At 61.6% G+C, this 25139-nt stretch carries 23 protein-coding genes; 3 read left to right on the top strand and 20 right to left on the bottom strand.

Annotated elements, in window-relative coordinates; genetic code table 11:
• Positions 1-8 precede the first annotated feature (8 nt).
• The 3 genes from H8B20_RS04700 to H8B20_RS04690 all read left to right on the top strand — a co-directional run bounded on the left by H8B20_RS04700 (position 9) and on the right by H8B20_RS04690 (position 2217).
• On the top strand, positions 9-1460 hold the full coding sequence (locus tag H8B20_RS04700; RefSeq protein WP_210622475.1) for a curlin: 1452 nt from the start codon (positions 9-11) through the stop codon (positions 1458-1460).
• A gap of 276 nt (positions 1461-1736) precedes the next feature.
• Entirely contained in the window at positions 1737-1943 is a 207-nt protein-coding gene (relB, locus tag H8B20_RS04695) for a type II toxin-antitoxin system RelB family antitoxin (protein ID WP_042559790.1), read from the top strand.
• Complete coding sequence (locus tag H8B20_RS04690; RefSeq protein WP_210622474.1) at positions 1933-2217, top strand: type II toxin-antitoxin system RelE/ParE family toxin; 285 nt, start codon at positions 1933-1935, stop codon at positions 2215-2217. The genes relB and H8B20_RS04690 overlap by 11 nt, the downstream gene beginning before the upstream one ends.
• A 173-nt stretch (positions 2218-2390) precedes the next feature.
• Here H8B20_RS04690 and H8B20_RS04685 read toward each other — a convergent pair whose 3' ends face one another.
• The 20 genes from H8B20_RS04685 to mnxG form a co-directional block, all read right to left on the bottom strand.
• On the bottom strand, positions 2391-2768 hold the full coding sequence (locus tag H8B20_RS04685) for a DUF6124 family protein (protein WP_210622473.1): 378 nt from the start codon (positions 2766-2768) through the stop codon (positions 2391-2393).
• Between the two features lie 893 nt (positions 2769-3661).
• A complete protein-coding gene (locus tag H8B20_RS04680) occupies positions 3662-4534 on the bottom strand; it encodes a CsgG/HfaB family protein (RefSeq protein ID WP_047300539.1) in 873 nt (290 codons plus the stop codon).
• Between the two features lie 29 nt (positions 4535-4563).
• Positions 4564-4995, bottom strand: a complete 432-nt coding sequence (locus H8B20_RS04675; protein WP_047300538.1) for a curli assembly protein CsgF — start codon at positions 4993-4995, stop codon at positions 4564-4566.
• A complete protein-coding gene (csgE, locus tag H8B20_RS04670; RefSeq protein WP_047300537.1) occupies positions 4992-5384 on the bottom strand; it encodes a curli production assembly/transport protein CsgE in 393 nt (130 codons plus the stop codon). Before csgE ends, H8B20_RS04675 begins: the two co-directional genes overlap by 4 nt.
• Positions 5381-5920, bottom strand: a complete 540-nt coding sequence (locus tag H8B20_RS04665) for a type II secretion system protein (protein ID WP_042559796.1) — start codon at positions 5918-5920, stop codon at positions 5381-5383. The genes csgE and H8B20_RS04665 overlap by 4 nt, the downstream gene beginning before the upstream one ends.
• Positions 5895-6269: a type II secretion system protein gene (locus H8B20_RS04660; RefSeq protein WP_007919395.1), complete on the bottom strand. Its 375-nt coding sequence runs from the start codon at positions 6267-6269 to the stop codon at positions 5895-5897. The genes H8B20_RS04665 and H8B20_RS04660 overlap by 26 nt, the downstream gene beginning before the upstream one ends.
• 5 nt (positions 6270-6274) lie before the next feature.
• Positions 6275-6748 (bottom strand): type II secretion system protein, encoded by a 474-nt coding sequence (locus H8B20_RS04655; RefSeq protein WP_042559797.1) that lies wholly within the window; start codon positions 6746-6748, stop codon positions 6275-6277.
• 2 nt (positions 6749-6750) lie between these two features.
• Positions 6751-8598 (bottom strand): secretin N-terminal domain-containing protein, encoded by a 1848-nt coding sequence (locus tag H8B20_RS04650; RefSeq protein WP_210622472.1) that lies wholly within the window; start codon positions 8596-8598, stop codon positions 6751-6753.
• On the bottom strand, positions 8595-9113 hold the full coding sequence (locus H8B20_RS04645; RefSeq protein ID WP_210622471.1) for a hypothetical protein: 519 nt from the start codon (positions 9111-9113) through the stop codon (positions 8595-8597). The genes H8B20_RS04650 and H8B20_RS04645 overlap by 4 nt, the downstream gene beginning before the upstream one ends.
• A complete protein-coding gene (locus tag H8B20_RS04640; RefSeq protein WP_042559800.1) occupies positions 9113-9661 on the bottom strand; it encodes a GspMb/PilO family protein in 549 nt (182 codons plus the stop codon). Before H8B20_RS04640 ends, H8B20_RS04645 begins: the two co-directional genes overlap by 1 nt.
• Entirely contained in the window at positions 9648-10193 is a 546-nt protein-coding gene (locus tag H8B20_RS04635) for a PilN domain-containing protein (protein ID WP_210622470.1), read from the bottom strand. The genes H8B20_RS04640 and H8B20_RS04635 overlap by 14 nt, the downstream gene beginning before the upstream one ends.
• A gap of 1 nt (position 10194) precedes the next feature.
• Positions 10195-10998: a hypothetical protein gene (locus H8B20_RS04630; RefSeq protein WP_115146744.1), complete on the bottom strand. Its 804-nt coding sequence runs from the start codon at positions 10996-10998 to the stop codon at positions 10195-10197.
• Positions 10979-12685, bottom strand: coding sequence for a GspE/PulE family protein (locus H8B20_RS04625; protein ID WP_210622469.1), 1707 nt, complete (start codon positions 12683-12685; stop codon positions 10979-10981). Before H8B20_RS04625 ends, H8B20_RS04630 begins: the two co-directional genes overlap by 20 nt.
• An 83-nt stretch (positions 12686-12768) precedes the next feature.
• Entirely contained in the window at positions 12769-13302 is a 534-nt protein-coding gene (locus tag H8B20_RS04620) for a response regulator (RefSeq protein ID WP_042559804.1), read from the bottom strand.
• Between the two features lie 220 nt (positions 13303-13522).
• A complete protein-coding gene (locus H8B20_RS04615; protein ID WP_210622468.1) occupies positions 13523-14284 on the bottom strand; it encodes a SurA N-terminal domain-containing protein in 762 nt (253 codons plus the stop codon).
• Between the two features lie 15 nt (positions 14285-14299).
• Positions 14300-15850: a cytochrome c/ABC transporter substrate-binding protein gene (locus H8B20_RS04610; protein WP_210622467.1), complete on the bottom strand. Its 1551-nt coding sequence runs from the start codon at positions 15848-15850 to the stop codon at positions 14300-14302.
• Positions 15851-15859: 9 nt separating this feature from the next.
• Positions 15860-16480: an SCO family protein gene (locus H8B20_RS04605; protein WP_210622466.1), complete on the bottom strand. Its 621-nt coding sequence runs from the start codon at positions 16478-16480 to the stop codon at positions 15860-15862.
• The gene (locus tag H8B20_RS04600) at positions 16477-17127 is read right to left on the bottom strand and encodes an SCO family protein (RefSeq protein WP_047300530.1); all 651 of its coding nucleotides are present in this window, start codon (positions 17125-17127) and stop codon (positions 16477-16479) included. The genes H8B20_RS04605 and H8B20_RS04600 overlap by 4 nt, the downstream gene beginning before the upstream one ends.
• 13 nt (positions 17128-17140) lie before the next feature.
• Positions 17141-19063 (bottom strand): YncE family protein, encoded by a 1923-nt coding sequence (locus tag H8B20_RS04595; RefSeq protein WP_210622465.1) that lies wholly within the window; start codon positions 19061-19063, stop codon positions 17141-17143.
• 220 nt (positions 19064-19283) lie between these two features.
• A complete protein-coding gene (gene mnxG, locus H8B20_RS04590; RefSeq protein WP_210622464.1) occupies positions 19284-25118 on the bottom strand; it encodes a manganese-oxidizing multicopper oxidase MnxG in 5835 nt (1944 codons plus the stop codon).
• Positions 25119-25139: the final 21 nt, after the last annotated feature.

Raw genomic sequence — 25139 nt, 5'->3', positions numbered from 1 at the left:
ATTCCATCATGTTCAAATTGACGCCCCTCACCGCCGCGATCCTGGTCATGATCAGTGCCCAGGCCATGGCCGACGACAGCCTCTCCACTCAAAACCAGTCCGGTACCGCCAACATCGCCGATGTGAAGCAGACCGGCGCCCCGTTCAGCAGCGCTACCCAGACCCAACTCGGTCAGGGCAACGACGCTGCTGCCGTGCAGGACACCGCCACCAGTGTCATCACTCAGGACGCGGCCGGTGACTACAACGCCGGTTACGCCGAGCAACTGTTCGAAAACAACAGTGTGATCAACCAGCAACAGGTCGGCGCGTTCAACACCAGCCACGCCAGCCAGTCGCTCGGCTTCGGCGCCGGCAACCAGGCGCTGCAACAGCAGCAAGGCACCGGCAACTTCTCGTTCGTCTATCAGGACTCGCAGAACGGCAGCGAAGGCAAAACCTTGCAGTTCGGCGACAGCAACGAAGCCAACATCGAACAACTCTATGAAGGCAGCGGCAACAGTTCGGTGATCACCCAATACGGCACCGCCAACTACGGCACCGCCGAGCAGGTCCTCCACAACGGCGGGCAGATCGGCATCAACCAGGCCGGCGAAAATAACTACGTCTACGCCGACCAGCGCAACGGCACTGGCGGCAACATCACCGTCAACCAGTTGGGCAACATGAACGGCAGCGAAGTCTGGCAAGACTCGCAACTGGCCAGCCAAGCCACCATCAACCAATACGGCGACAGCAACGAAACCGTGGTCGACCAAAGCTTCGGCGAAAACAACAACGCCGCCGTCACCCAGATCGGCAACACCAACGCGATCTATGCCGACCAGTTCGAGTCAGTCAACTCGACCCTGGCGCTGTATCAAGTCGGCAACGGCAACGTGCACTTCACCTACCAGAACGGCGACAGCCACGTGCTCAATGCCACCTCCGTGGGCAACGACAACAAGGTCTACGCCAGCAACTGGAAAGGCCCGCAATCCGGCGGCCAATTCGGCAGCAACCAGCGCGCCACCGTCACCCAGGCCGGCACTGGCAACATCGCCAACTTCACCCAGGATGGCGTCGGCCAGATCATGACCACCAGCCAGACCGGCACTGGCAACAAAACCACGGTCAAACAGGCTGATTCCTATAACGAGCTGTATTTTGATCAGAACGGCAGCGACAACATCCTGATCTCCGATCAGCGCGGCACCACCAACCTGATCCAGGGCTCGTCGAACGGCACTGGCAACAGTGCAGAATTCGATCAGTCCGGCACCGGCAACCAGGCGTACACCGCGCAGCTGTATGGCAGCGACAACATGATCACGGTCAAACAGGCTGACACCATGAACGTGGCGTATGTAACGCAAGGCGGGATGGGCAACATTGCCAATGTCGATCAGAGTGGCGTAACGCAAACGGCGAATATTCAGCAGTTTGGGTCGGCTAACCAGGCGAGTGTGTTGCAGCAGTAGGGGTTGGGTGTTGATGGGCCGCGATTCTCTGGTGAAGGGGGTCGCGGTTTTTTTTGCGCTGACGTTTGAGTTGCGTCCTACGGAAAACGGAATGTTTTCAGAAATTCGGGGAGTTTTCTGACAAGTTCTGGCGGTTGGCCGTCGGAAGTGCAGGCTCTAGGATTTGCCGGGACAACTTGATCCTCATGGAGCTTGGCCTACATGCAATTCCTCCAGACAGCGACGACAGCGATACCATTAACGAATAGACTTCGAGGTACCAAACCCGGAGGTTCTATGATCGACCCGCCTTTGATCGACCCACTGTGCCCGGTTGTTTCGGATCTTGATCCCGAGGAGCAGGCTGCGAGTTATGACCGTTGGTTTCGGGCCGAAGTACAGGCCTCTCTCGATGATCCGCGTCCGAGTATTCCCCATGAGCAAGTGATGGAGGAAATGAATGCCTTGATGGAATCAATGCGCAAAAGCGCTGATGCAGATTAAGTGGCGACCCAAGGCCCGGGTCGAACTCTCGAAAATCCTGAAGTACATTGGCGAGCGAAATTTTGTAGCGGCGACTGCACTTCACAAGTCCGTCGTAAAAACTACGTCTGCGCTTTGTTGGCATCCACACCTGTATCGCAAAGGCCGCTCTCCCGGCACTCGAGAGATTGTGGTAAGCCCGAACTATCTCGTCGTTTATCAAGTGGCGGAGCAAATTGAGATTGTGAGCATCTTGCATACGCGTCAGGAGTACCCTCGACGCGACCCCGGTTAAGATCGCATCCTCGTCTCAACACAAGAAACCTTGCTTCCCGTGGAGGTACGGTTTTTTGATCGTTCCCACGCTCTGCGTGGGAATGCCTCTCGGGACGCTCCGCGTTCCAAATTGCGAATTTGACGCAGAGCCTCAGGAGCTGCATTCCCAAGTGGAGCGTGGGAACGATCTAATTAGCCATCCTTCAACTCGACGTGATCCAGCGCTTGATTCACCGCCAGCTCACCCAGCATCACGACTTGTGCGATACCGAGGGCCGTTTTTCGGTGTGAAGCAGGCAGCGAGGCGGCGAAGTTGTTGAGCATTTCAGTGGCCGAGCCGAGGGTTTCGCTGGCGTTGGCGAGCAGGGATTCGGTGTTGTACCTGGGATTGGCGAGGTACATGGGTTCCGGCTCGTTGCCGCTGGACATGATGTGGGCGGTGGGATTGAGGTAGAAATCGAGGGCACGGTCGGCGGCTTCGTGGAGTTTTTTGCTGTCGACTGAGGCGTAGGGGGAAGTGGTGTCGGGGGTGGCTTCGGATTCTGGCGGGTTGGGGGTTGGTTTTTTCATGGTGAATCTCCGATCCTGAAGTGGAGCTGGCCCATTCGGTTTCCGAACGAATAGGTGGCAGCTGTACGCAGGCTGGAAACCCGGGGAACGGAGAACCCGGTTGACCCGAAGGTCTCCCGCGCACAGCCGCCATAACGGAGTGCACACAATAAAGGTGCGCAAGCATACGTCATGAAAAGCGCTAATGCGCTCGGTTCACGTCGGGGTTTCCAATCCCGGTCGCTGATTTGGCAGCGACGAACACAGGCTAGAGACCGCACGTCCGACGGACAACCTGAAAACATTGTGGGAAGGTTCCGCCGATTCAGACACTTTTTTAAACAAACTTCAGATCGTAGCCCTCACCCTAGCCCTCTCCCAGAGGGAGAGGGGACTGACCGAGTTGATTGGTGGAAGTACGCCGACGTGCAATATCGCGTTGAACTCGGACTTTGAAAAGCACACACATCGGCCCCCTCTCCCTCCGGGAGAGGGCTGGGGTGAGGGGCAAATCCACCACAAATTCAAAGCCGACCACGCTGTGCTCCTCACCACTCAACAGGATGAGCGTTAGCTCGGCTGCTGCTTTTGATCTTGATCCACCGGCCCCGTCGGCAGGCTGAGCGCAGGGATTGATCCGGGGCGTAGGCGCGTAGCGCCGTGCGGCGAAGCCGCATACATCGAAAGGAGGTGCAGCGCAGCAAACCGGAAGCGATGCCCCCGGATCAATCCCGGAGCGAAGGAACCCCGAGCTTTAGCGAGTGGGCCGAACGTTGGGGCAAGACTTTTTGGTTACTTTTGAGGCGTTTGTCAAAAGTGACCCGCCGTAAGGGCGGAACCCTAAGCAGCCGTTACCGCAGCAACGGATATGTACTCAATCAACAAGAACCTGGTCGGCCCGAAGGCCGCCATGTTCACTCAGCGTCAGCCTCAGCCTCCGGATCAACCTTGTTCTGACTCAAATACCGATTCAAAACATCATCCTGCGAAGGCGAAGAACTATCCCCCGCCACCTGCCACAACCGCCGCTCAATCCCCTGAGCCACCATATGCCCCACCGCCGCCTCAATCGCCGACAACACACAAAGCTGCGCCGGCTCGTTAGTCGTGTAACCCACCTCGGCCTCAAGCAACTTCTTGAACTCGATAAACTTGAACACCCCGGCACTGCGCGCCACCGAATAAATCGTCTTGCTGGTCATCACATTCGACAACACCTGCCCGCTACGCACATCCACCGCGCGCAGATTCACGGTCACCTGATCCACCCGATACTCCCGGGAAATATCGATCCCCAGATACCGCGCCCCTTCCCCACCGCTACGCACGTTCGTGTCATAAGCGATGATCCCGCCCTCAAGCATCATGTTCGCCGCCTGCAACGGTGGCAGCTCACCCTGAATATTCACCGGGGTATTGGGCTTCTTCTGCGACGCGCGAATGATCTTGCGTTCAGTCAGCAGGTTCTGCAGCCCTTCACGCTCCAGCACCACAAACCAGCCACTGGCCTGCATCGCGTCCATCAACATCGACGCTGCCCCCTGAGTCACGCTGGTGGAAAACGAACTGGCAGGCGTCGGTTTGTACTGCCCGGTCTGATCACGGAAACCGTACACCACGGCCATCAAGCGGCCCTTGGGCCGCGGCATCTTCAGCAAGTCATAGTAGGTGGACGCCCGTGGTGTCAGGGTCGGGGTTTCGGTGTCCTGCTCGGCCGACATCGGCTCGCGCAGACTGCACCCTTGCAATGTCGCCAACATCAGCCCTAGCGCGATTATTTTTTTCATGTCCAGCACTCCCCGGAACCGTCATCCCGTCATGGGTTGAGGCCGTTCACCTGAATTTCCGAAATTTCACCGGTCACTCGATCGGTCACTTCAATGCTCAGTGCCCCGGAGTCGTCGATGACGTTGACGATAAAAGAGTCAGTGGACAGGCTCCCCGTGTTGCCGGTGGAGATGTTGTCCAGCAACTGCCCTAGCAGTCGCGATTGCAATTGACTGGTGAAGCGCTCCAGCGCCGAAGTGCCGGCCACGCTCGAACGGCTCTTGAGGTCCGGATCGTCGTAATCGTTTTGTGCCTGGGCGTTGTTGAGCAGCCAGGTGCCGTTGAGCGGGTTGCCGCCGAACGACGGATTGACCGGCGTGTAGACAAGCTCGGTGGCCTGGGCGGCGACAACGCTGGCAAGGCCGACCAACAACCCCGAGATCCAGAATCCGCTGCGCCGTGAGAACGTTGTGGTTTTCATAATTCGTCCTTCTCAAGGTCGGTGGTGTCCTGCAACAGTGCCTCCAGCTTGCGCTGGACAACCTGGCGTCGAACCCAGTCGGCGGCCGCATAGGCCTCCTCCTTCAGCTCCACGGTGTTCGGTGGCAGGAAGCGCCGATACACCAGGCGTTGCTGATATTCCACGGTCACCAGGCTGCCCCAGCGCGCGTCGGGGCGCTCGCGCACCACCAGGTTGAAATCCATCGGGCTGGTGTCGCGCAGGCGTTCACTGAACGAGTAATAAAAGTCGTGGCCGATGTGCGAGATCGTGTCGTCGACGATGAAGCCCATCAATTCGTCTTCTTCACTACCCTGGGCGCAGCACGCCACCACGCCTAGGGCCAGCGCGCACCACCATTGACGAGTCATGGCTGCAACGCCTGCGGCAGGTTCGACTGCCCCTTGGCCGGGCCACTGGTGCCGTCGAGGAAGGCTTTTTCAGCGACGAACTGCCAGTCCGAATAACGCTGCATGCCTTCGAAATCCGACCACTGCGTGGGGAAGCCCGATTGCTTCATCGGCACCTCGGTCGAAGGGCTGTTGAGACCGGTGATGCGCCCGTCAAAACCGCGTTGCAATGCCCATTCGCCCTGGCCGATCGGGTCCGGATAGAGCTGACGCAGGTGATGCCTGGCCTCGGGAAAACGCTGATCGTCGAGCAGGTCGGCAAGCTCTTTCGGGTACTGCGCCAGCCCCGGCGAACTGCGGTAGTAGCTGCGCAGCGCCTGAGCGTATTGGGTGCCGACCCAGAGCAATTGCTTCTCGCGATCGCGGCGCGAAGCGGTCGACCACAATTCGCCGGCACTGGCCAGGCCCATGCCCATCACGACGATCAGAAACAGCACGCCCAGATAGGTGAATCCGCCCTGCTGCGCGTGTTTACCACTCGGAATACTGGCTGCCATCACGCGCCCTCCCGGTAGCACCGCTCTTGATGTCGGCCACGCCGCCCGCCACTCCGTCCGGTGGCGCGATCAGCACCCACTGGTCTTTGCGCTCGGTGATCGGATCCAGTGGTGCGTTGCGCAAGTAACGTTGTTCGATCAATTGCTCGATGGAGTCGGGATAGCGACCGGTGTCGCCATAGAAGTGATCCAGCGCTTCGCGCATCGCCGACAGGCTCTGACGCAAGGTGGTCTCTTTCGACGCTTCAAGGCTGTTGAAGTAGCGCGGCAGCGCAATGGTCATCAGCGTGGCGATAATCGCCATCACCACCATCAGCTCCAGCAAAGTAAAACCTTTTTCGCGGCGCATGAGGTTCACCACTCGCGGTAGGCGATGCCGTTGAGGCCCTTGCCGCGGGCGTGGGAATAGACGTCGAAAACGTCCTCGCCATCGCGCGGATTTTGAGCCGAACTGTTGTAGGCACGTATGCCCCAACCCCCTTCGTCATCACGTTTGGCCGGCACCAGCGGATCACGCGGGATACGGCGCAGAAAGTAGAACTTGGCGCCTTTGGCACTGCGCACATCGCGCACGCCTTCGACCAGTACTTTCAGGTTCGGCGGGTAGCCGCTGCTGTTCAGCGACTTCTCGATGTAACCGGCATCGAATGCGCGTTTGTAGGCGTCGATACCGTCGCGAATCTGATACAGCGCGGTGCGCAATTCCTGCTCCTTGCCACGCCGCACAAGGGTCTCGGTCAGCGGTGCGGCCATGCTCGCCAGCAAGCCAATCAGGGCCAGCGTCACCACGACTTCGATCAGGGTGAAACCGCGCTGGGAGGCGTTCATGATCAAGGCTTCTCGATGGTGACACGGGTGGTGGCCACGGCCGACTCACCGACTGCACGCGGCTGTCCGGCAGGCGACGGCATCACGTAGCTCTGCGAACGATCAGGGGCCTGAATGTGCATGCTGGTTTCGGTGCCGGTGGAGAACTCCATGTCCGACGGGCTCTGGTATGGCAGGTTGCGCACGATCCGTGGGGTGATCGATAGCACCAGTTCCGACTTGCCGACGGTGTCCTTGTTGCTGCCGAACAAACGGCCCAGACCCGGAATATCACCCAGACCCGGAATTTTGTTGCCGGTCGCGCCGTGGTCGTTGCGCATCAGCCCCGCGAGGATCTGTGTTTCGCCGTCGTGCAGGCGCAGCGTGGTCTGCGCGTTGCGGGTGTCGACCTGCACCGGAATCGTGCCCTGGCGGGTCGGTTCCAGCGGCGTGGCGTTACTCACTTCGAGGGCAATCTTGATCGCCACTTCGTTATTCAGGTGCACGGTTGGCTGTACTTCAAGCTTGAGACCGACATCCAGATAAGTGACGCTTTCGGTGATCACCGGGCCCTGAGTCGAGGGTACCGAGGTGGCGCTGATGATCGGCACGCGCTGACCGATGTGGATACGCGCCTGCTCACGGTTGCTGACCCGGATCACCGGACTTGCCAGGGTATTGATGTCGTTGTCCTGCGCGTTGATCTTGGCTTGCGGCGATGGCGAGATGCTGATGCGGCTGGAGTTGATGCCCTTGAGCTGATCGAGCAGGGTCACCGCCGAGCCGTCGCTGTTGACCACACCGAAAGTGTTGGGCCATTGCAGGCCAAGGTCGAGAATGCGCTGGGTGGCGACTTCCATCACCTCCACTTCGAGCACCACTTCGGGGTTGGACTGGTCTTGTGATTGCAGAAGCTTTTCGGCCATGCGCACGGCATCTTCGCTATCGCGCATGGTCAGGGTGTTGAGGCGTTCGTCGATGAACACGTCGCGGGTCTTGAGCATGGTCTTGACCATGTTCAGCGCGGTGTTGGCGTCAATGCTGGTCAGGTAGAAGGTGCGCATTACCAGTTCCTGGTAATCCTTCACTTTCTGCGGTGAGTCCGGGTAGATCAGCAAGGTGTTTTCGTTGACCACTTTCTGGTGCAACTGGTTTTGCTGCAGCAGCAGCGTCACCGCGTCTTCGATGCGCACGTCACGCACGAAGATCGTGGCTTTCATGTCCGGACGCAGGTCTTTGTCGAAGATGAAATTCAGCCCCGCGACCTGCGACAGCACTTCGAAAATGGTCTTGAGGTTGGCGTCGCGAAATTCCAGGGTCACCGGCCGGTCGAGCTTGGTGCGCAGTTGCGGATAGGCAATCACATTGCGGCTCTGCACCAGACGAATGTTGCCTTGCAGTTCCAGCGCGCCCTCGTTGGCCGGGTCGAGTTCGAGGATCTGTTTGACCTGGCGATCGGCGCCGTAGATGTCGCCGCGACGCAGGTCACCCCGGGCCAGTTCGAGCTTCTCGTCCATGCTGCGCAGGTATTCGAGTTGACGCAGCGCATCCTGGGCGCGCCGGTTGTTCGGCTCGATGGTCAGCACGCGGCTGTAAGCCGTGCGGGCCGAAACGAAATCGCGGCGTGAGCGGTCGGTGTCGCCCGAGGTCAGCAGTGCGGTGATTGCCTTGGCTCGGCCGCTGTTGAGCAGCAGGTGCAGTTCGGTATCCCGCGGGTTCTCGCGCAAGCCTTCCTCGACCCGAGCCAGACCCGCTTCGTACTGCCCCTGATCAATCAGGTCGGCGGCTTCCTTGTTGGCCACTTGCGCGGAGCTGCACGCGGTCAGCCCCGCACACAGGCCAAGGCTCATCAGCAAACGGGATCGGTTCATTGCGTACTCCCCACAGACAAGGTCTGCGACAAATGCAAAGGCAGGTAGACCAGGCTCAGTTCCAGATCGGAAATACCGGTGATCTTCCAGGTGTCGTCGATCACATCCCCGTTGCGCACGACGTAGATTTTTTCGCCGTTCTGCAAAAACACCTGCAGGTCGCTGCGGTCATGCAGCTTGCCAACGAACTGAAACGGCACCGGTGGCAGGCTCGGGGCTTGCACCACGGGTGTAAGGTTGACGGCTGTTTCGGTGACCGTGGCCAGGGTTGGCGCGGCCTTCCACGATTTCCCGGCGAACAGATCGCCCGCTGGGGTCAGGTCCTTGATGGCCGCTGTTTTGGCCTTTGTGTTGCTGGCCGGCAAGGCGCCACGGGCGGCGGTTTTCGCTGGGGTGGCCACGGCAACATCAGTCGAATCCGCGTCGTCGCTCGGCGAAAAATATTCCGGCAACCAGGCCAGCGCGGCCGTCACGCCGAAGAACGCCACCCAACCCGTCACGCGCTTGGTATTCATCACGACCTCGACAGATAAAGGGTCATACGGATCCGGCCGTTGAGGTCGGTGTCGCCAATCTTCTTGCGTTGAAACTCGACGTCTTCCACCACCACCGCCGGCAACTGGCCGAGCAAGGCATGCAGGAAGCGGCGCAGTTGCGGGTAACTGCCGCGCACCGGCAAGAGGATCTGATAACGCGCCAGATGGGTTTTCGGATCGATACCGAGGGCGTACTCACCGCGCGCCAGGGTGATGTGTTCTTGCGCCGCAAGGGCGTAGATGCGGTCGATGGCCACGGTGGCCTGCGGCTGCGCCGGCAGTTTGTTGCGAAAATCATCGAGTTGGCGTTGCGGCACCACCGGCGGCGCGATGCTGCCGTCCTCGACCTTGGCCAGGTAGGCACTGGCTTCCTGCGTCTGTTGGCTGAGGTGCTGCAACGATTGCCAGCCCGGCAGCAAGCCGCCCAGTGCCCAGGCCAGTGCAATCAATACCAGCGCCAGCCCGGCCAGGCCCGGCAGGCCGAGACCTTGCAAATACTCGTGAACGATCAGTCTAGGGATTCGCATCGCCAATCTCCCAAGTCGCCGACAGATTGAATTGCACCGGTTGTTCCGGCGATTTGACGACGATTTCATGGCTGAGCAACGACACGTCGGACAGCTCGTCACTGGCCTCCAGGCGCTTGTGGAAATCCAGCATCGCCGGCAGATCACGCGCTTCAGCGCTGATCCGCACTTGCCCCTTGCGTGCATCCGGGGTCAGGGTCAGCAAGGCAATGTCGTCGCGCGGCATGCTTTCGAGCATCGCAAACAGACGCTCCCAAGGGCGGCGCAACTGCTGCGAGACCTTGCGCATTTCAGCGAGATTCTGCGCTTGCTCGCGGGTTTCGGCCGGGCTGAGAATGGTCTTGGCGACGCTGTCGCCGGTGAGCTGGCGCTGGGTGGTTTGCAGGTGCCCCTGCTGCAGTTCGGCTTGTGCATCGAGATGCTGTTGCACGCCCAGACACAGCAGCGCCAACAACACACCGCCGCCGAGCAGGCTCCAGCCCAACGGGCCGGAACGTGGGCGTGGCTGAAAGTCGAGATTCAGGGCGCGCATGTCAGGCCACCGCCCGGGACATGACGTACAAGCCGTCACGCACGGTCATCGAGTTGTCTTCGAGAGTGCGCAATTGCACGCCCGCCACTTGCGGCTGTGCATCAAGGCGCGCCGGTGCATGCAGATAAACGTTGAAGGCGCGTTCGCTGGTCGACGCCTGCAATTGCCGTTCGCGGCCGATCAAGGCATTGAGCGCTGCGTCGCTGTCGCTGCCGCCCACGGAACGCACGCCGGCCCAGCGCCCTTCCCGCGCCAGCAGCAGGACGCTGCGTTGCGGTTCGGCGACGACGAACAAAAAGTCGCCGGCCTCAAGGCTTTTGTCGAAACGATTGAACGCCGTCATCAGATACGGCTGCACCGAATGCAGGCGCAGACGCCGACCGCTGACCAAGGCCCGCAGGCGATCAAGCAAGTCTTGCGGCAAGGCGCTGGCGATGCGGTCGCACCCTGCCGGTTCGGCGGACAGCACTAACCCCCAGGTTTGCGTCGGCGCGCCGAACAGGTCTTCGAAACACAGTTGTGCGAAGCCGCGCAGTTCCTCAGGGCTGCTGATATGCGCGCTCCACGGCACCAGACAGAACCGGCAGAAGTGGCTGGAAATCACCACGCTCAACTCGGCACCGGCGCGGGCATGCTCACCGAGCAGACGGTCCAGAGTATCCAGCGCCACCGCGTAGCTCTGGAAGCCTTCGTCGATGTAGCCGACGCTGCCCAGCCACAGGGTGTCGCTGCCCCGCCGCTGCCCCAGGCCGACACCGCTGGCGCCGAGCACGGCGACAAATTGATCACGCGATAAAAGTGACACGATTGATCTCCTCCAGCGTGGTCCGACCTTGCTCCACCAGCTCCAGCGCAGATTCGCGCAACAGGCGCAAACCACGGGCACACGCCAGGGCTTTGATTTTGGTAATCGGTTGGCGCTCGACGATCATCTGGCGCAGTTCGTCGTCCAGGTGCAGCAGCTCGGCAATCGCCGTGCGCCCGCGGTAACCGCTGCCCCGGCAGTGGCCGCAGCCTTTGCCGTGAACGAAGTGGTAGTGATCGACTTTTTGTGGATCAAGGCCCGAAGCGCGCAGTTCTTCATCGCTGGGGTTGACCGGCGTGCTGCAACTGGCGCACACCAGTCGAATCAGGCGTTGCGCAAGAATCGCGTTGAGCGCCGAGACCAGGCTGTAGGGGTCGATTTCCATTTGGGTGAAGCGGCCAATCACGTCGAACACGTTGTTGGCGTGGATGGTGGTGAACACCAGGTGGCCGGTGAGTGCCGATTGCACGGCAATCTGTGCGGTGTCCGGGTCGCGGATTTCACCGACCATGATCTTGTCGGGGTCGTGACGCAGGATCGAGCGCAGACCACGGGCGAAGGTCAGGCCTTTTTTCTCGTTGACCGGAATCTGCAGGACGCCGGGCAACTGGTATTCGACCGGGTCTTCGATGGTGATGATCTTGTCCACACCGTGGTTGATCTCGGTGATCATCGCGTACAGCGTGGTGGTTTTGCCGCTGCCGGTGGGGCCGGTCACCAGCACCATGCCGTAGGGTTCGGCGGCGAGACGACGGAGCTGGCGCAGCGTTTCGTCTTCAAAGCCCAGCGCCTGCAATTGCACGCCGCAGACCTTGTCGGCCAGATCCTGTTTGTCGAGCACCCGCAACACCGCGTCCTCGCCAAAGATGCTCGGCATGATCGACACGCGAAAGTCGATCTGCCGGCCACTGATGCCGATCTTGAAACGGCCGTCCTGCGGCACGCGCTTCTCGCCAATATCCAGTTCAGCCATGACTTTGACCCGCGAGATCACCTGCTCGGCGAACTCGGCGCCCTGAACCTTGCTGATGTTGTTGAGCACGCCGTCGATGCGGTACTTGATCACCAGACCGTGGCCGGTGGTGCCGAGATGGATGTCACTGGCGTGCATTTTCAGCGCGTCGTAGAGGGTCGAGTTGACCAGTTTCACCACGCTGCTGGCGTCTTCGCTGATGCTGGTCAGGGACAGGCTTTGCAGGGTGTCGATTTCGTTATGGGTGTCGCCCTGGGCGTTCAGCGATTCGACGGCGTGGAAGCTTTCTTCGTGACGGGCCAGATAGGCCTTGAGGTCGTCGGCGTGCACCAGATACAGCGGCGCGCCGTGCAGGCAGTCGTCGATCCAGGCCAGCCGCGCGGGGTCGAAGGGGTCGGCGAACACACCGATCACTTCGTCGTTGTGGCGCAGCAGGATGAATTCACGCTTGAGGCATTGTGCGAGGGTGACCCGGTCAAATACCGGTGTCGCGGCAAACAGGCTGTCGGTGTCGAGCACCGGGTAATGCAGGGTCGCGCCGAGGCAAGCAATGAATGGCATCGGCGCCAGTTCGCAGAGCACGCCGAGCGCATCCAGCACGCGTTCGCCGGAACTGGCGGCCCGCGCCCGGGCCTGGGACAGTTGTTCACTTGAAAAACTGGATGCAACGCTTTGCGCAACCTGCGGTTCGACGACAACGGACAGACGATCCATGGTTTGCTCTCCAACACCCGGGGCTTGAGGCCCTGACGGCGCGGGAGGCAATTGCGGCGAGTGCCGGAACGTCTATCGCGCCATTACTCCCCGGTGAGCATTTGATCGTCGTCCGGTGCCAGGGTCGCCAACCTGTTTCTTCGGCGATCCGCCAGCACCCAACTGCCATCGTACAACTGCAACGGGAAGCTCTCGGTCCTGCTCTGGCGTCGTTCGACGAAGCCCTCCGAAGGGCTCGCACCGGGTTTCGCTTCGCGCTGGATGCCCAGAAGGTCGCAGACAGCTCGGGCCAGTTCCGCCAATGGAAACGGTTTGAACAGGATGTGGCTGACGTCCAGTTGCCGCGCCCGCTCACAGACTTCAGCGGTCGGGTGACCCGTTATCAGCACAAAATGGCACGTCCTGTTCTGGCGGACCGCGTCGAGCACCTCAAAGCCTTCCATATCGGGCAAGCGGTAATCGAACACCAACACTTGGGGAGCGAACGTCTCGGCCAGGCCGATACCCGTCGCTCCGTCATGTGCAATCCGGACATCCAGCCCTTGCGCCGACAGATAATCCTGCAGGTTCTGTGCAAGCAGCTGTTCGTCTTCGACAACCAGTACTTTGTTAACCAAGGTCGACTCCTTGAAACCTGCAAGTCCGAAAACTGAACCCGCTGAAGTGCGCCTTACAGTGGCTAACGCACAGTTCATGCCAGGCTGAGTGCCGGTAAATTTAAGTCTTCATGTCCTTGAATTTAATGACAATACCCGCTCGTCCCGGTACCCCGTCCCCCAGAAACGGGGAAGCACCTGAATGGGCATCGAAGCCATTCCCCACTGTTGGGGGGAACCTTCAATCGTCGTCAGTTCGTTCAATCCTGTTCTGCGCCCGTAATTGCGCGAGCACCTGGCGACGAGCCTGGGCCTGTTGCTGCCGGGCGAGCTGCGCCCGAGCCGAATCAAGTCCCTGCAAATCTGGGACATCGCCCACCTCCGAGTGGTTCGCCACATAGATCAAATGCCAGCCGAATGGCGAACGTACCGCATCGCTGGCGAAGATCGCGCCATCAATGATAGAAGCGCGCATCTTCATCAAGCGTAGACGCGCCGCCGCATCCGTGGCGGCATCCGCTTGCGGCTCGACCCGAACCAGCAGGTGCCGCGGTTGCAAAGTGTTCGCGCGGATCAGTTGGGCGAACATTTGCTGCGCGGCCAGCTCACGGCGGGTGTACTCGGTGAACGAGGCTTCATCGAAACCGGCATTCTGCAAGCGCCGAATGAATCGCTCGTTGCCGCCGATGGCCTGGCGGGTTTGCTCGACTTGCTGCTGCACCCTTTGGTCATCGATTGTCAGGCCGCGCTTGCGCGATTCCTGCCAAAGCAGTTCCTTGTCGATCAGCGCATCGAGTGCGGCCTGACGCAGCTGTTTATAGGCCCTGGGGCTGCGAATGCTCGCCACTGCGCGGCCCTGATCCTCGAGGTATTCGGCAAAAAATCGCTCAAGACGAAACTCGGAAATCTCTTCGCCATTGACCCGCGCAGCCGCCGGACCATTACTGGCGAACGCCATCGGCAACCAGCATGTCAGCACTAATAACAGCATCTTGAGCTTCATGAGCAGAGCCTCCATTCAGGGGCTGGCGACAATCGGTTTGTAGGGTGCAACCAGATAGAAACGCTGATCGGGCAGGTCCACGGTGACCACATGTGCGCCGCTCAATCCCAGACGTCGTCCGGGGCCGAAGCTGATGCGTGGGGTCAGGCCGGTGTCGAAGTCGTGCAGGCCTTCCAGCGCTGCCACCAGTTTCTCGCGGCTGGCGTCACGGCCGGCCTGCTTCATGCCTTCGCCGAGCAGCAGCATCGAAGCGTAAGCACCGACTTGCAGCACCGCATGCTGGGCGCCGAGGCCTTGATGCTCGCGCAACAGCGTCAGGGCCATGCGCCCGGTCTGGGTCCAGTCGCTGGGAACGAAGGGATAGGCAAGGAACACCCGCCGTGAAAATCCTTCCGGCACTTGCAACAGATCCCCGGCCACCTGGCTCGACGCCGCGAACAGATACGGCACCTGCCCGGCACGCTGCAAACCCGCCGCCAAATGGCTGAAGCCGCCGCCGCTGCCCAGGTAGAACACCGAGCGCGAGCCCAGCGGCAACCTGTCACCTGTCGGGTCGTAGGTCTGAACCTGGACGTTCTGCCAGCCGTTCCTGTGCAGATACTCGCCAAGCACTTTGGCTGTCTGCGCCTGCGCAGGGTCGTCGGGATAAGCGATGAGTGTCGGCCCTTGCAACACGCGCAGGCTGGCGGTCGCGTAATCGGCCAGAGCGATCAGCTGTTCACGCAAGCCCGGCAACGGCTCGAAAATTTGTGGACTGGCCTGCACAGCTCCGAGCAACGACAACGTGCCGATCAGCGGCACGCCAGCCTGTTCCAGCCGCTGGGCCAGTTCGCTGCCCAATGCCGGGGCCATCGGCGCGATCAGAGCGAACACTTGTTCATCGTCGATCAGCCGTTTAAGCGCTTGTTCGGCACTGGCGCGATCAGCGCCAGGATCGGCGATGGTCAGGCGCAATTGCCGGCCATGAATCCCGCCAGCCTCATTGATCCGCGCCACACTGCCGTTGAGCACCGCTGCGACCGTCGCGCCCTCCTCGGCCAATGGCCCCTGGCCGGGCAACAAAGTGCCCAGATGCAGGGTCTCGGCATCGAGGCCGGGGTCGCGTTCATCGGCAAGGCGTTTGAGGTAGGCGGTGAGATTGCGCTGATCCTTCATCGACAGCACAAAGCGCGGCATGCTCGGGTCGAGGCGGTTGTTGCCGGGGTCGCGGCCCTGCTGAATGACTGTCGCAAGGCTTGCATCGTTGTAGGCCGGATAGTTGCGGCCGTTGACCTGTTGCTGACCGTAAGTGCTGGTCAGCCGCGACCAACTCAACTCAGGCGGACGCACTCCGCCTTCGGGCCGGCCGAGGCCATCGGCGCCATGACAATTGGCGCACGGCAGACTGGTGGCCGGCAGCAACATATCCGCCGCGCCGACCCGCGCCATGATCGCTTCACCGCTGGCCGACAGGCCTTCACGGTACAGGCGTTTGCCGGCCGCCTCCTCCGGTGTCAGCGGCAATGCCGCCGCGCCGAGGCTGACGCTCGCGAGCAGGATCAGGGCGAGGACATGGGCGCTATTCATGGCGCGGGCTCAGCGACCGGCCACGGGCATTGTCAGCAACTGCAGGCGCTGGGCAATGGCGGCGGCCGGAGCATCGGGGCGAATCTTGCTCCAGCGTTTGTTGGCGACATCGCCGACGATCAACTGTGTGGAATGTTGCTCAGGCGTCGGCACGATCTGGCCGATACGGCTCAGCACCAGGTCCATCTGCGCCTTGTCGCCGGTGAGAAAAAGCCAATGAGGGTCATCGCAACCCTGCTTCAAGGTGTAAGCCTTGAGCACCGCCGGCGTGTCGCGCAGCGGATCACTGGTAAGGGAAATGAAGGTGATGTCGTCGGCCTTGTCCCCGAGCAGCTCGCGGACTTCCTTGAGCTTGCGCGTGATCAAAGGGCAGGCGTCGTTGCAACTGGTGAAAATCACGTTGAGCAGCACCACACGGTTTTGCAGTGCATCACTGTAAAAACGCAGGGTTTCGCCGTGCTGATTTTGCAGCGGCGTATCGGTGAACCAGGCTTGCGCGTCGTGGGTCCCCTTGGCGGGTGCGGCGGCAACCGCGGCTGGCGGCTCGGTTGCATGCTCCTCGTGGGCGAACGCGACATTGCTGAACACCCAGAAACACACGGTCAGAGAGATCCAGTCGAGCATTTTCATGGCTGTTGCTCCATGGCGATAGCGGTGTGTTTGGCATGAGTGCGCTGGCCGCTGAGTTTCTCGACTTCCTTGGCCAGCACTGTCGGGTCGGTGAAGCCGTAGTAGCGCATCCAGTGACGGCTGTTGCCGTCGCCGACGAGGATCAGCGGCTGATGGTTCTTCAGGTCGCCGCTGAAACTGCCCAAACCCTTGAGGGTTTCATTGATCGATTGTGGCGAACCGGTCAGCCAGCTCCAGCCCGGGCCTTTCTGGAACGCGCGGGCGTAATCCTGCAAGCGCTTGGGGTCGTCGCGTTGCGGATCGATGCTGATCGACACCAGCTGCACTTCATTGCCAACCCGCGCGCCGAGCTGTTTCTGCACCTTGCCCATAATCGACGAGACCACCGGGCAGACCGTGGTGCAACTGGTGTAGATGAAGCTGATGACGACGATTTTGTCCTGCACCAGATCTTGCTCCAGACGCACGGTTTTACCGTTTTGGTCGAGCAGTGGCACGTTGGCGAATTTCACCTGGGCGTGTTCCTGCGTGTTGCTGGCGGGCGCGGTGTGGCCGGCGTGTTCATCCGCCGAATGCGCCAGGACTTGCTGGACGCTGACGGCCAGCAGACACAGGCTGAGCAAGCCACGGGAAGTGATGTGTTTCATGGCGATGTCCTCTTCACTGATTCTGGCCGGGGGTTACCCGAACACTGGCAAATGTTTTGTCATCGAACCCGGCACCGAGCGATGCGGCGCGCACATGCAGATACCAGGCGCCGCTGCGGTCGAGGGTCACCGGCGCTTCGTACACGCCATCGGCGACTTCGTGCGCGGCCACTTCGCGGGGGTGTGAAGTCGGCGCCAGGAAGTAGCGCAACTGCACATCCTTGACGCCGCTGCGCTGGATTTTCTGCTTGCCCTGGACGATGCGAAACCGCACCACGTAGGGGTCGTTGAGCGCTACGGCGGTCTTGTCCAGAAGGAACTCGACCTTGGGCGCGCCGACATGTTTTTCCGGCGCACCGTCTGGCTCGATCTGCGCGGTGAAGCAATGGATGATGTTCGGTTGATTGAGCAGGAATGCCACGTCGAAACGCCCCGTCGCCGGCAGTTTCACTCGCGCGCTGTACAGCCCCGGCGAGACCTCGCGCAGGCTGCGGTCGATGACCATGGCGGCACGAGCGATCTGCCCGCGATTGGGGTAACCGGACATCGGCGCGTTCATGCCTTCGGCGTAGAAATAGGTGGTGTTGTCCACCGGATTGACCACAAACACCGCGTTGTCATCGCGCGACACCGCGAGGCTTGAGGCGAGCGGCAAGTCCCCGGCCATGCGCGGCGGTTGCGGGCCGGCTTCGAAGCCTTGGCTGATCGGCTGGCGGCCCTCACCGAGCGAGGCCAGGTTGATCATGGTGACTTTTGGCGAGGCCAATCCGCGCACGTAGGCGTAGGCCTTGGTGAACACCACTTGGTAGGGTTCGGCGGACACATCTAGGTCGTGGATCGCTGCATCGGTGGAGGCATCAATCACCGTCGCACGGTTTTCCACGGTGTTGAGCACGACACCGAAACGCCCGTCGGCGCTGAAACCCATCGGGCCGAGGCCTTGTTGCAATTTGATCACGCGGCGCACGTTGTGGCTGGCACTGTCGACCACCGTCACCGTGCCGTCCTTGCCATCGGCCACATACACCGCGCCGGACAATGGCGAGTACGCGACCGACAGCGGGCCGGAGCCGGTCTTGATTTGCCCGACGATGCTCAGGCTGGCGACATCGACCACGCTCAGGGTGCCGTCGTCGCGATTGCTGACAAAGGCAAAACGGCTGTCCTTGCTGAAGGTTATTTCGTGGTGACCGAGGCCGGTCGCCAAGTGCTTGAGCGGTTTCAGGCTTTGCGCATCGATCACGGTGATGCCGGATTCGTCGGGTTTGGCGGCATTGTTGCCGACCCACAACAGGCGCTCATCCGGTTGCAGCGCCACGCGCACCGGTTGGCTGCCGGCGCTGATCGAGTCAATGACTTTGAATTGTTCGCTGTCGATCACCGCCACTTCGCCCGCCGCTGGCATCGAGACGAATACGCGTTTGTTGTCTTTGGGCGTGACCCAATCCATCGGCGATTGCTTGAGTTCGATGCGCGCCAGGGTGCTGGTGATGCCGCCGACCGATACTGACGGGTCTACCACCGCCACACTGGCATCGCGGTTCATCACCAGCAGGAAATAGCTGTTGAGGTCCAGTAGTGGCCGCGCGCCGATGTTCGATTTGAGGTACACCCCGACCCGCGCTTTGCAACTCTTGTCGCGACCCTGGGCCTGATCAGCAGCCAGCGCCTGCGCATCGATCCACGCCCCCGGTGCCACACCGGACAACGGCTGGCCCGATGCGCTGTCGGTGACGCGGAACTGCACGTCGGCAAACTCGCCCTCGCGCAACTTGCCGTCGCTGGCCAGCGGCTGGAGATTGAACGCAATCGACACGCCGTCGCGGGCCAGGGTCTGGCCGGGCTCGGTCTGCGCCAGCGCAACCTCGCCAAGCGTCAGCAAAGCGCCTGCGATGGCCAGCGCACAAACACCGATGAAATTGATGATCCCGTTCATATCCTCTCCCCTGACTCTACTTGCAAAACACCGCCGTCCCCTGTGGGAGCTGGCTTGCCAGCGATGGCGGCATCTGCTTCACCATCCAAAGCCGCGTCGATCCCAATCGCTGGCAAGCCAGCTCCCACAATAAGTGCGTTCATCCCGCACTATCCCTGCCATCCACTGAACCTGTGGGAGCTGGCTTGCCAGCGATGGCGGCATCTGCGTCACCGTCCAGCTACTGCGCGGGCGGTGCCGGTTCTGGCTCGTTGGTCACACGCAATAGTCCCCAGAGGCCCGAGGTGTTGCCGTAGGCGCCGTAGTCGCGGAACAGGTAGTCACCCGGTATCGCGTTGCTGCCCCCGGCGCTCGGGATCATCGAGCTGAAGTGCGCCGCCGGCAGAACGCTCTCACGGGCGCCGATGTACATCGACATCGGGTTGTAACCGAACCGCACCGACCCCACGCCCGGCGTCCCCGTCGGATAGCCGCCGACATCACTCTTCTCGGCCAGGAACGGGTTGACCGACCACACGTGCCCATCCATCTGGAAGGTGCTGCCGCGGCTGCCACCGGTTGGCATCAGAATGTGTGTACGGAACGGTTGCCCCGGTTTGGCGTAAAGCACCGGCGTTTGCGGATCACCGCCGACCAGCGCGTTGCTGTAAGCCATGTGTGCGTTGAGCATGTCGCCATAACCGGCACCATCGGCATGTCCGAACGGTGCATCCGGGGCGAGGCCAAAGCGATACCACATCGGCTCGGTCTTGTAGTTGATGGCCATGCTCGAGTTGTCCTGCGGATCGGTCGGCACACCGAAGCCCTCGGCAGCAATGCCCTCCACCGGCCGGCCATTGGCCCAGCGAGTGTTCAACGCCTTGTGCCAGACCATCGCAAAATCGCGGTAGACGGCTTGCCCAGGCGCGGTGACCGTGGCATTGGCCTTGCGCGCATCGTCGACCCAGGTAGAGCCGATCGGCAGGATGCTCATCGCGCCGCCCAGGCCTTTTTGCGATTGCTTGATCACGTCCGCCGGCGTGATATTCAGACCACCAAACTCGATGGCCGTGGCGTTGATGTTGTCGACACTGCGGCCCAACTGCGTCACTGGTTTGCCTTCACGCTCCAGGTGCCCGGCGTAGTACTGATAAGTACGAGTCGGGTACGCGCCGCTGTTGCCGACCCGCGGTGGCACGGTCTGGATCGGGTTGGCGCCGACGTTGACGCCGTCGGATTTGGTGATGTCATAGGCCAGCAGTTGCGCATGCAGACCAACGTGGCTGGACGGCCGCATCAGGTTGTTGCTGAAGGTGGTCGAGCCGAGGCCGCTGTTGCGGTCGCGTTTGACCATGCCTTGCATCACCGCGGTCTGGGTCAGGTCGGGCATCATGCTCGGCAGACGGTTTTCCAGGGTGATGTTGATGCAGTCACCGGCGGCTGCGCGCAGCACCAGCGGTTCGACCGGAATACCGGGTTTGAGCTTGCCGGTGGTCGCGTCGAGGTCGGATTTGCGCACATACAGAATCGCGGTCGGATCATGCAACGGCCCGCTCTGGCCGCCGATGGTGATGGTTTCGCCATCCTCCGGATCGGTCACCGTGACCTGCGGAATGCTCACGGTCCGCGAGTTCAGGACCAGAGTGCCGCCCGCCGCTTTCAATGGCCCGCCAACATGCTGGCCGAGACCTTCAGGGTCGCCGATGGTCAGGCCCAGCGAGTTGCCGAGGATGTCGTTGGCGAGTGCCGCGACTACTTCATAGTTGCGCTGCACGGTTGGCCGGGTGCCGATACCGTTAGGGTTGGCGCTGATTCGCGGGCAACTGCCGTCGAACGCCACGGTGTTACGCATCCCCGTCGGTTTAGCATTGTTCGGCAAGGCGAACAGGTCACTGCGCTGCGCTGTGTAGTTGCGCATCACGCCCCAGATGCCGCTCCAATAGCCTTCGATCGAGGCGTCCATCGAGTACAGATAATCCCCGGTGGTGGCCGCCGAACTGGACAGCATCGACACGGGCGCAATGAAGCCCATCTGCTCGGAGATGCCGATCATCTGCGAGGCGCGCCAGCCCGAGTTGGAGCTGCTGCCGAAGCCGGAACCGCTTTGCAGCCACTTCACGCCGTGCAGGGTGACGTTGTGTTCCTCCTCGTGACCGCCGGCATGCACCCGCAGCCGCACGTTGTCGCCGGTGTAAGTGCGCAGCATCGGCGTGAACGGATCGCCAGGTTCCGCGCCGCCCTTGTTGATGTGCGGCGGGAACAGCGTGGTGCCGCCGGTTGGGCCGGTGGCGGAAGTGATCAGGTTCGGCGCCAGGTTCATCGCCGGAATCGCCCGATCAGTGCGGCTGTGCATGGCGAACGAAAGATCACCGCCGAGGCCGTCAGCCTGCATGCCGCGCTTGCCGTCCGGGCCGAGTTTGTTCGGGTCGTAGACGCGCAGGGCCAGCGGCTCGTTGCGATAGTTGACGACGAACATGCCTGGGTCATCCACCGAGATTGCCTGTGGGCACGGCCGGCTCGGGCAGCCCGGGACCTGACCGCCCTGCACTTCCACTATGCCGTCGAGCAAGGTGCTGGCGTTGTTGCGCACCGGCGGGTTGATCGCGTAGCGGAAGCTGTCGGCCGTGGCCGGGAAGCTTTGCGCATTCGGCACGCCGTTCGGCCCGGCGCCTACATACACGCCAGCTTCATAGGCGTGCTGGAAGTCGCTGTATTCGAGGAAGAACTCGCGGAAGCTGTCGTTCTTGCCGTCGCCGTCGAGGTCGCCGGTGTTGATCACCGCTTGCCACGAAGTCGGCCCGCCGTCCTGACGCGCGCCGCTGTACAGAGGTTCACCGGTTTCGGCGTGGAACCAGGTAGAACCGGCCGGTTCCGCGAGCACGGTGGCATACAGCCCGATCTGTTGGTGCGTCGATGGGCCGAGGTGGTCGTGGGTGAAGATGGTGCCAAGGCCGCGATCGACACCTTTGGCATTGACCACCGGGTCGACGAACCAGCGTTGCATCGCCGTGCGTGCGCCCATCCAGTCGCTGCGCCCGTACTGACCGAAGAACGGGTGCGCCTTGGCTTTCGGGCACGCCTGTGTGCCATCGCGCGGGTCGGTGCCTTCGCACTGGTTGAACTCGCGGATCGCGTGGATGCGCTCCTGCACGGCACCCGGCGAGAGCACGCCGTCTTCGTAGTTCCAGCCATTGGACGAGCCGTCGGCCGAGGTCAGGTCCCATTTGGGCAGGTGAATGTGCTGGCCGATCACGTCGGTTGGCGTGCGCACCTGATAGTCGTCCATCTCATAAGTGGCCGGCACCAGGTTGGTTTGCTGGTATTGCACGCAGTCGAAGGTGTTCATGCGCATCACCAGTGGCTCTGGCGGACGCTGCTTGGTGATCACCGGCCAGGCGTCTTCCCACAGCGCCAGAATGCGCGCCTGCGGAAAGTGATAGCCAACCTTGTTGTACACCGCGTCAAATTGAATATTCGCCGCTTTGTAGATGCGCGGACGGTCGGCGGTGAAGGTCGAAGCGCCGGTGAAAGACATGCCGTCGATGCGTTCGCCGCTGTTGAATTCACCGGTGCCGGCGCTGCTGGTCAGGCGTTTGGCCCGATCATCCATGCACGGTTCGTAGTACGGCGCACCCGCCATCGGCAAGGCACCGTTGGTACGGAAAGCCTTGGCCACCACCTGGTTGCCGGGCAGCAAGGCAAAGCTTGGGTGATCCTTTTGCGCGTGGAAGGCCATCGCCGACTGCTCGACTTCGGTGCCTTCTTCCGGCAGATAAATCGGCTTGGCGCGGGTGACTTCCTTGGAGAAATCCAGCGAGGTGGTCACGGTGTTCGCCTCGCCACCGGCAGCTACGCCGTCCAGCGTATGGCGCTGCAAACCGCCATCCCAGCCGCCCGATTGCGCAGGGTCGAGGTTGGCCCACAGCGCTTTGCCGCTGGCCTTGAGTGCTTGTGCGGTGGCGGCGTCGAGCATGTCCAGCGGTGGAGTGGGTGGGCGTTGGCCGACCGAACTTTCCATGCCGCCGATCCAGAATGGGTAGCCAGGGTTTTTCAACGTGCCGTCAGCGTTGCGGTTGGCTTCGCTGCGATCCACCAGCGCCAGCGAGCCGATGGCTTGGCCAGCCGCGTTGCCGCCGTGATGTTCGCCGTCGTCATCGGTCTCTTCTTCGTCATCGTCGTTGCCGGCAACCAGGGTTTCGCCGATTTTCGGCACCACCACCACTTTGCCGGGCATCGGCGCCATGGCTTTGCCGGGCAGCGGCACAATGGCCGGGATCGGCGTGCCGGCAATGATTTCACCGTCCGGCAAGGCGCGTGCACCCGCTGCCGGTTTGCCGCTGCGCAAGGCGAACGGTTCGCTGTGATAGCCGTCTTCACCTTGCTGCGAAACTTCCAGGCGAGTGCCTTCTTCGAAGACGTCGTGCACGCGCCACATGGCCCACATGCCTTGGGCAAAATGCGGGTAGAAGTGGCAGTGATAGATCGCATCACCGGCTACCCGATTGCGATTGCCCGAACCACCGTTGGCGATTTCATAGGTGTAACCGGCGCCCGGGCCGATGCCTTGGGCGTCGACGTAATCGGAGTTGTCGTCATTGGGATTGAACAGCCACTGGTGGCCATGCAGGTGGAAGATGTGCTGTTCGTGACCGTTATGGGTGTTGCGGAATTTGACGAAGTCACCGATGTAGCTGTGGTTGACGTTGGACGGTTCGGACGGATACAGCGCCATGGTTGCCTTGACGCCAATCTGATCGGCGCGCGGGATCTGCCCCGGCGCGATGTTTTCGAGCCCGGCGTTGGCCGGTACGTCGACCAGCATCGCCACGTCACCGACGGTGTGCGAGCTGAGGAAGAATTCTTCGTAGGCGCAGGACAGGCAGTCGTGCATCGGTCCCACGCCCAACCGGTTGGCGACCACTTCGGCGCCCATGCCGCCTGAGCCGTAGTTGATCATGAACGAGTCGCGGGTCGGCTCCAGCACATGCGCCATCACCGGGTCGGCCCAGTAGGCAGGAAAGGCTTGAGTCGCCGCCGTTTCGTCCTGGAACTGCGAGGCAAAATCGCGGAACGGCTCCAGTCGATTGGGGATCGCCGGATTGCGTTTGCCCACGGACTCCAGCGGATAGGTGCTGGCTGGAAAGCTGCCGTCAGCGTTGCTGCCCATCACGATGGCATCGCTTTCGCTGGAGATGATTTCGTTGCCATCGACCATATTGATGATCGGTGTGCCGGCCTTGCCTTCGCGCAGCCACGGTTCGCGCTGCGGGTAGCGCGCCTGGTAATCGACGATCGGATGACCGGCCGGCGTGCGCCCCGAAGTCGCCAGACGCATTTCTTCTTCAGTCAGCGTGTTGCGGTAAGTGCGGCCGCCCTTCGGCACCACGACCACCTGGCCAAACAGGCCATTGGCAACGTTACCCGCCGCGCCCTCGCCACCGAAGGTGGCGCCACGGCTGCTGACGGCAAACGCGCCTTCGCGCTCGGCATACAACGTATAGGAACGGCTGGCTCCCGGCACCACCAGGCTATTGGCGTTGCGGCCGGTGTACGAAGAAATGTCGTCGATGCTGTTCACCGCTTGCAGGGCGTTGACCTGGAACCCGACGTGGCGGTCGGCGACCTGCTCATCGACCTTGAACTGTTCGCCGGCATTGGCGTTCGGCGCGCCCTCTGCGCCTTCCTCGCCCTCGTTTTCGAAGTGTTTGTTCGGGTTGGCCTGATAGTCGAGCAGGTTTTGCAGATTGATCGTCAGGCAATCCCCGGCGGCTACGCGCAACACCAGTGGCCGTGGACGCTTGTCGGCGCGCAACGAGACTTTGCCCGGTACTGCCGCGCCGCCGAAGGCCAGCGATACATCATGGTCATCGACCACGTCGCGGCGCAGCGCGTACATCATGCCGTTGGCGTTTTGCGCGCCGAGGCGGTTGAACATCAGCGGCTGATCGAACGCCACGACGTTAGCTACCAGGTTGCGCTCGCAGCGCACCGCCGCGCTGACCATTTCGACGCCAAGCATCGAGGCAAGCAACAGCAGCAGTTTGATGAGGGACGGAGCGGGATGAAGGCCGGCCATGATCAGAAACCTCGAAAGGGA

It is taken from the genome of Pseudomonas sp. P42 (assembly GCF_017973755.1).
GTDB classification, from domain to species: Bacteria; Pseudomonadota; Gammaproteobacteria; order Pseudomonadales; family Pseudomonadaceae; genus Aquipseudomonas; species Aquipseudomonas iridis.
This window is presented reverse-complemented; position numbering and strand designations above follow the sequence as displayed.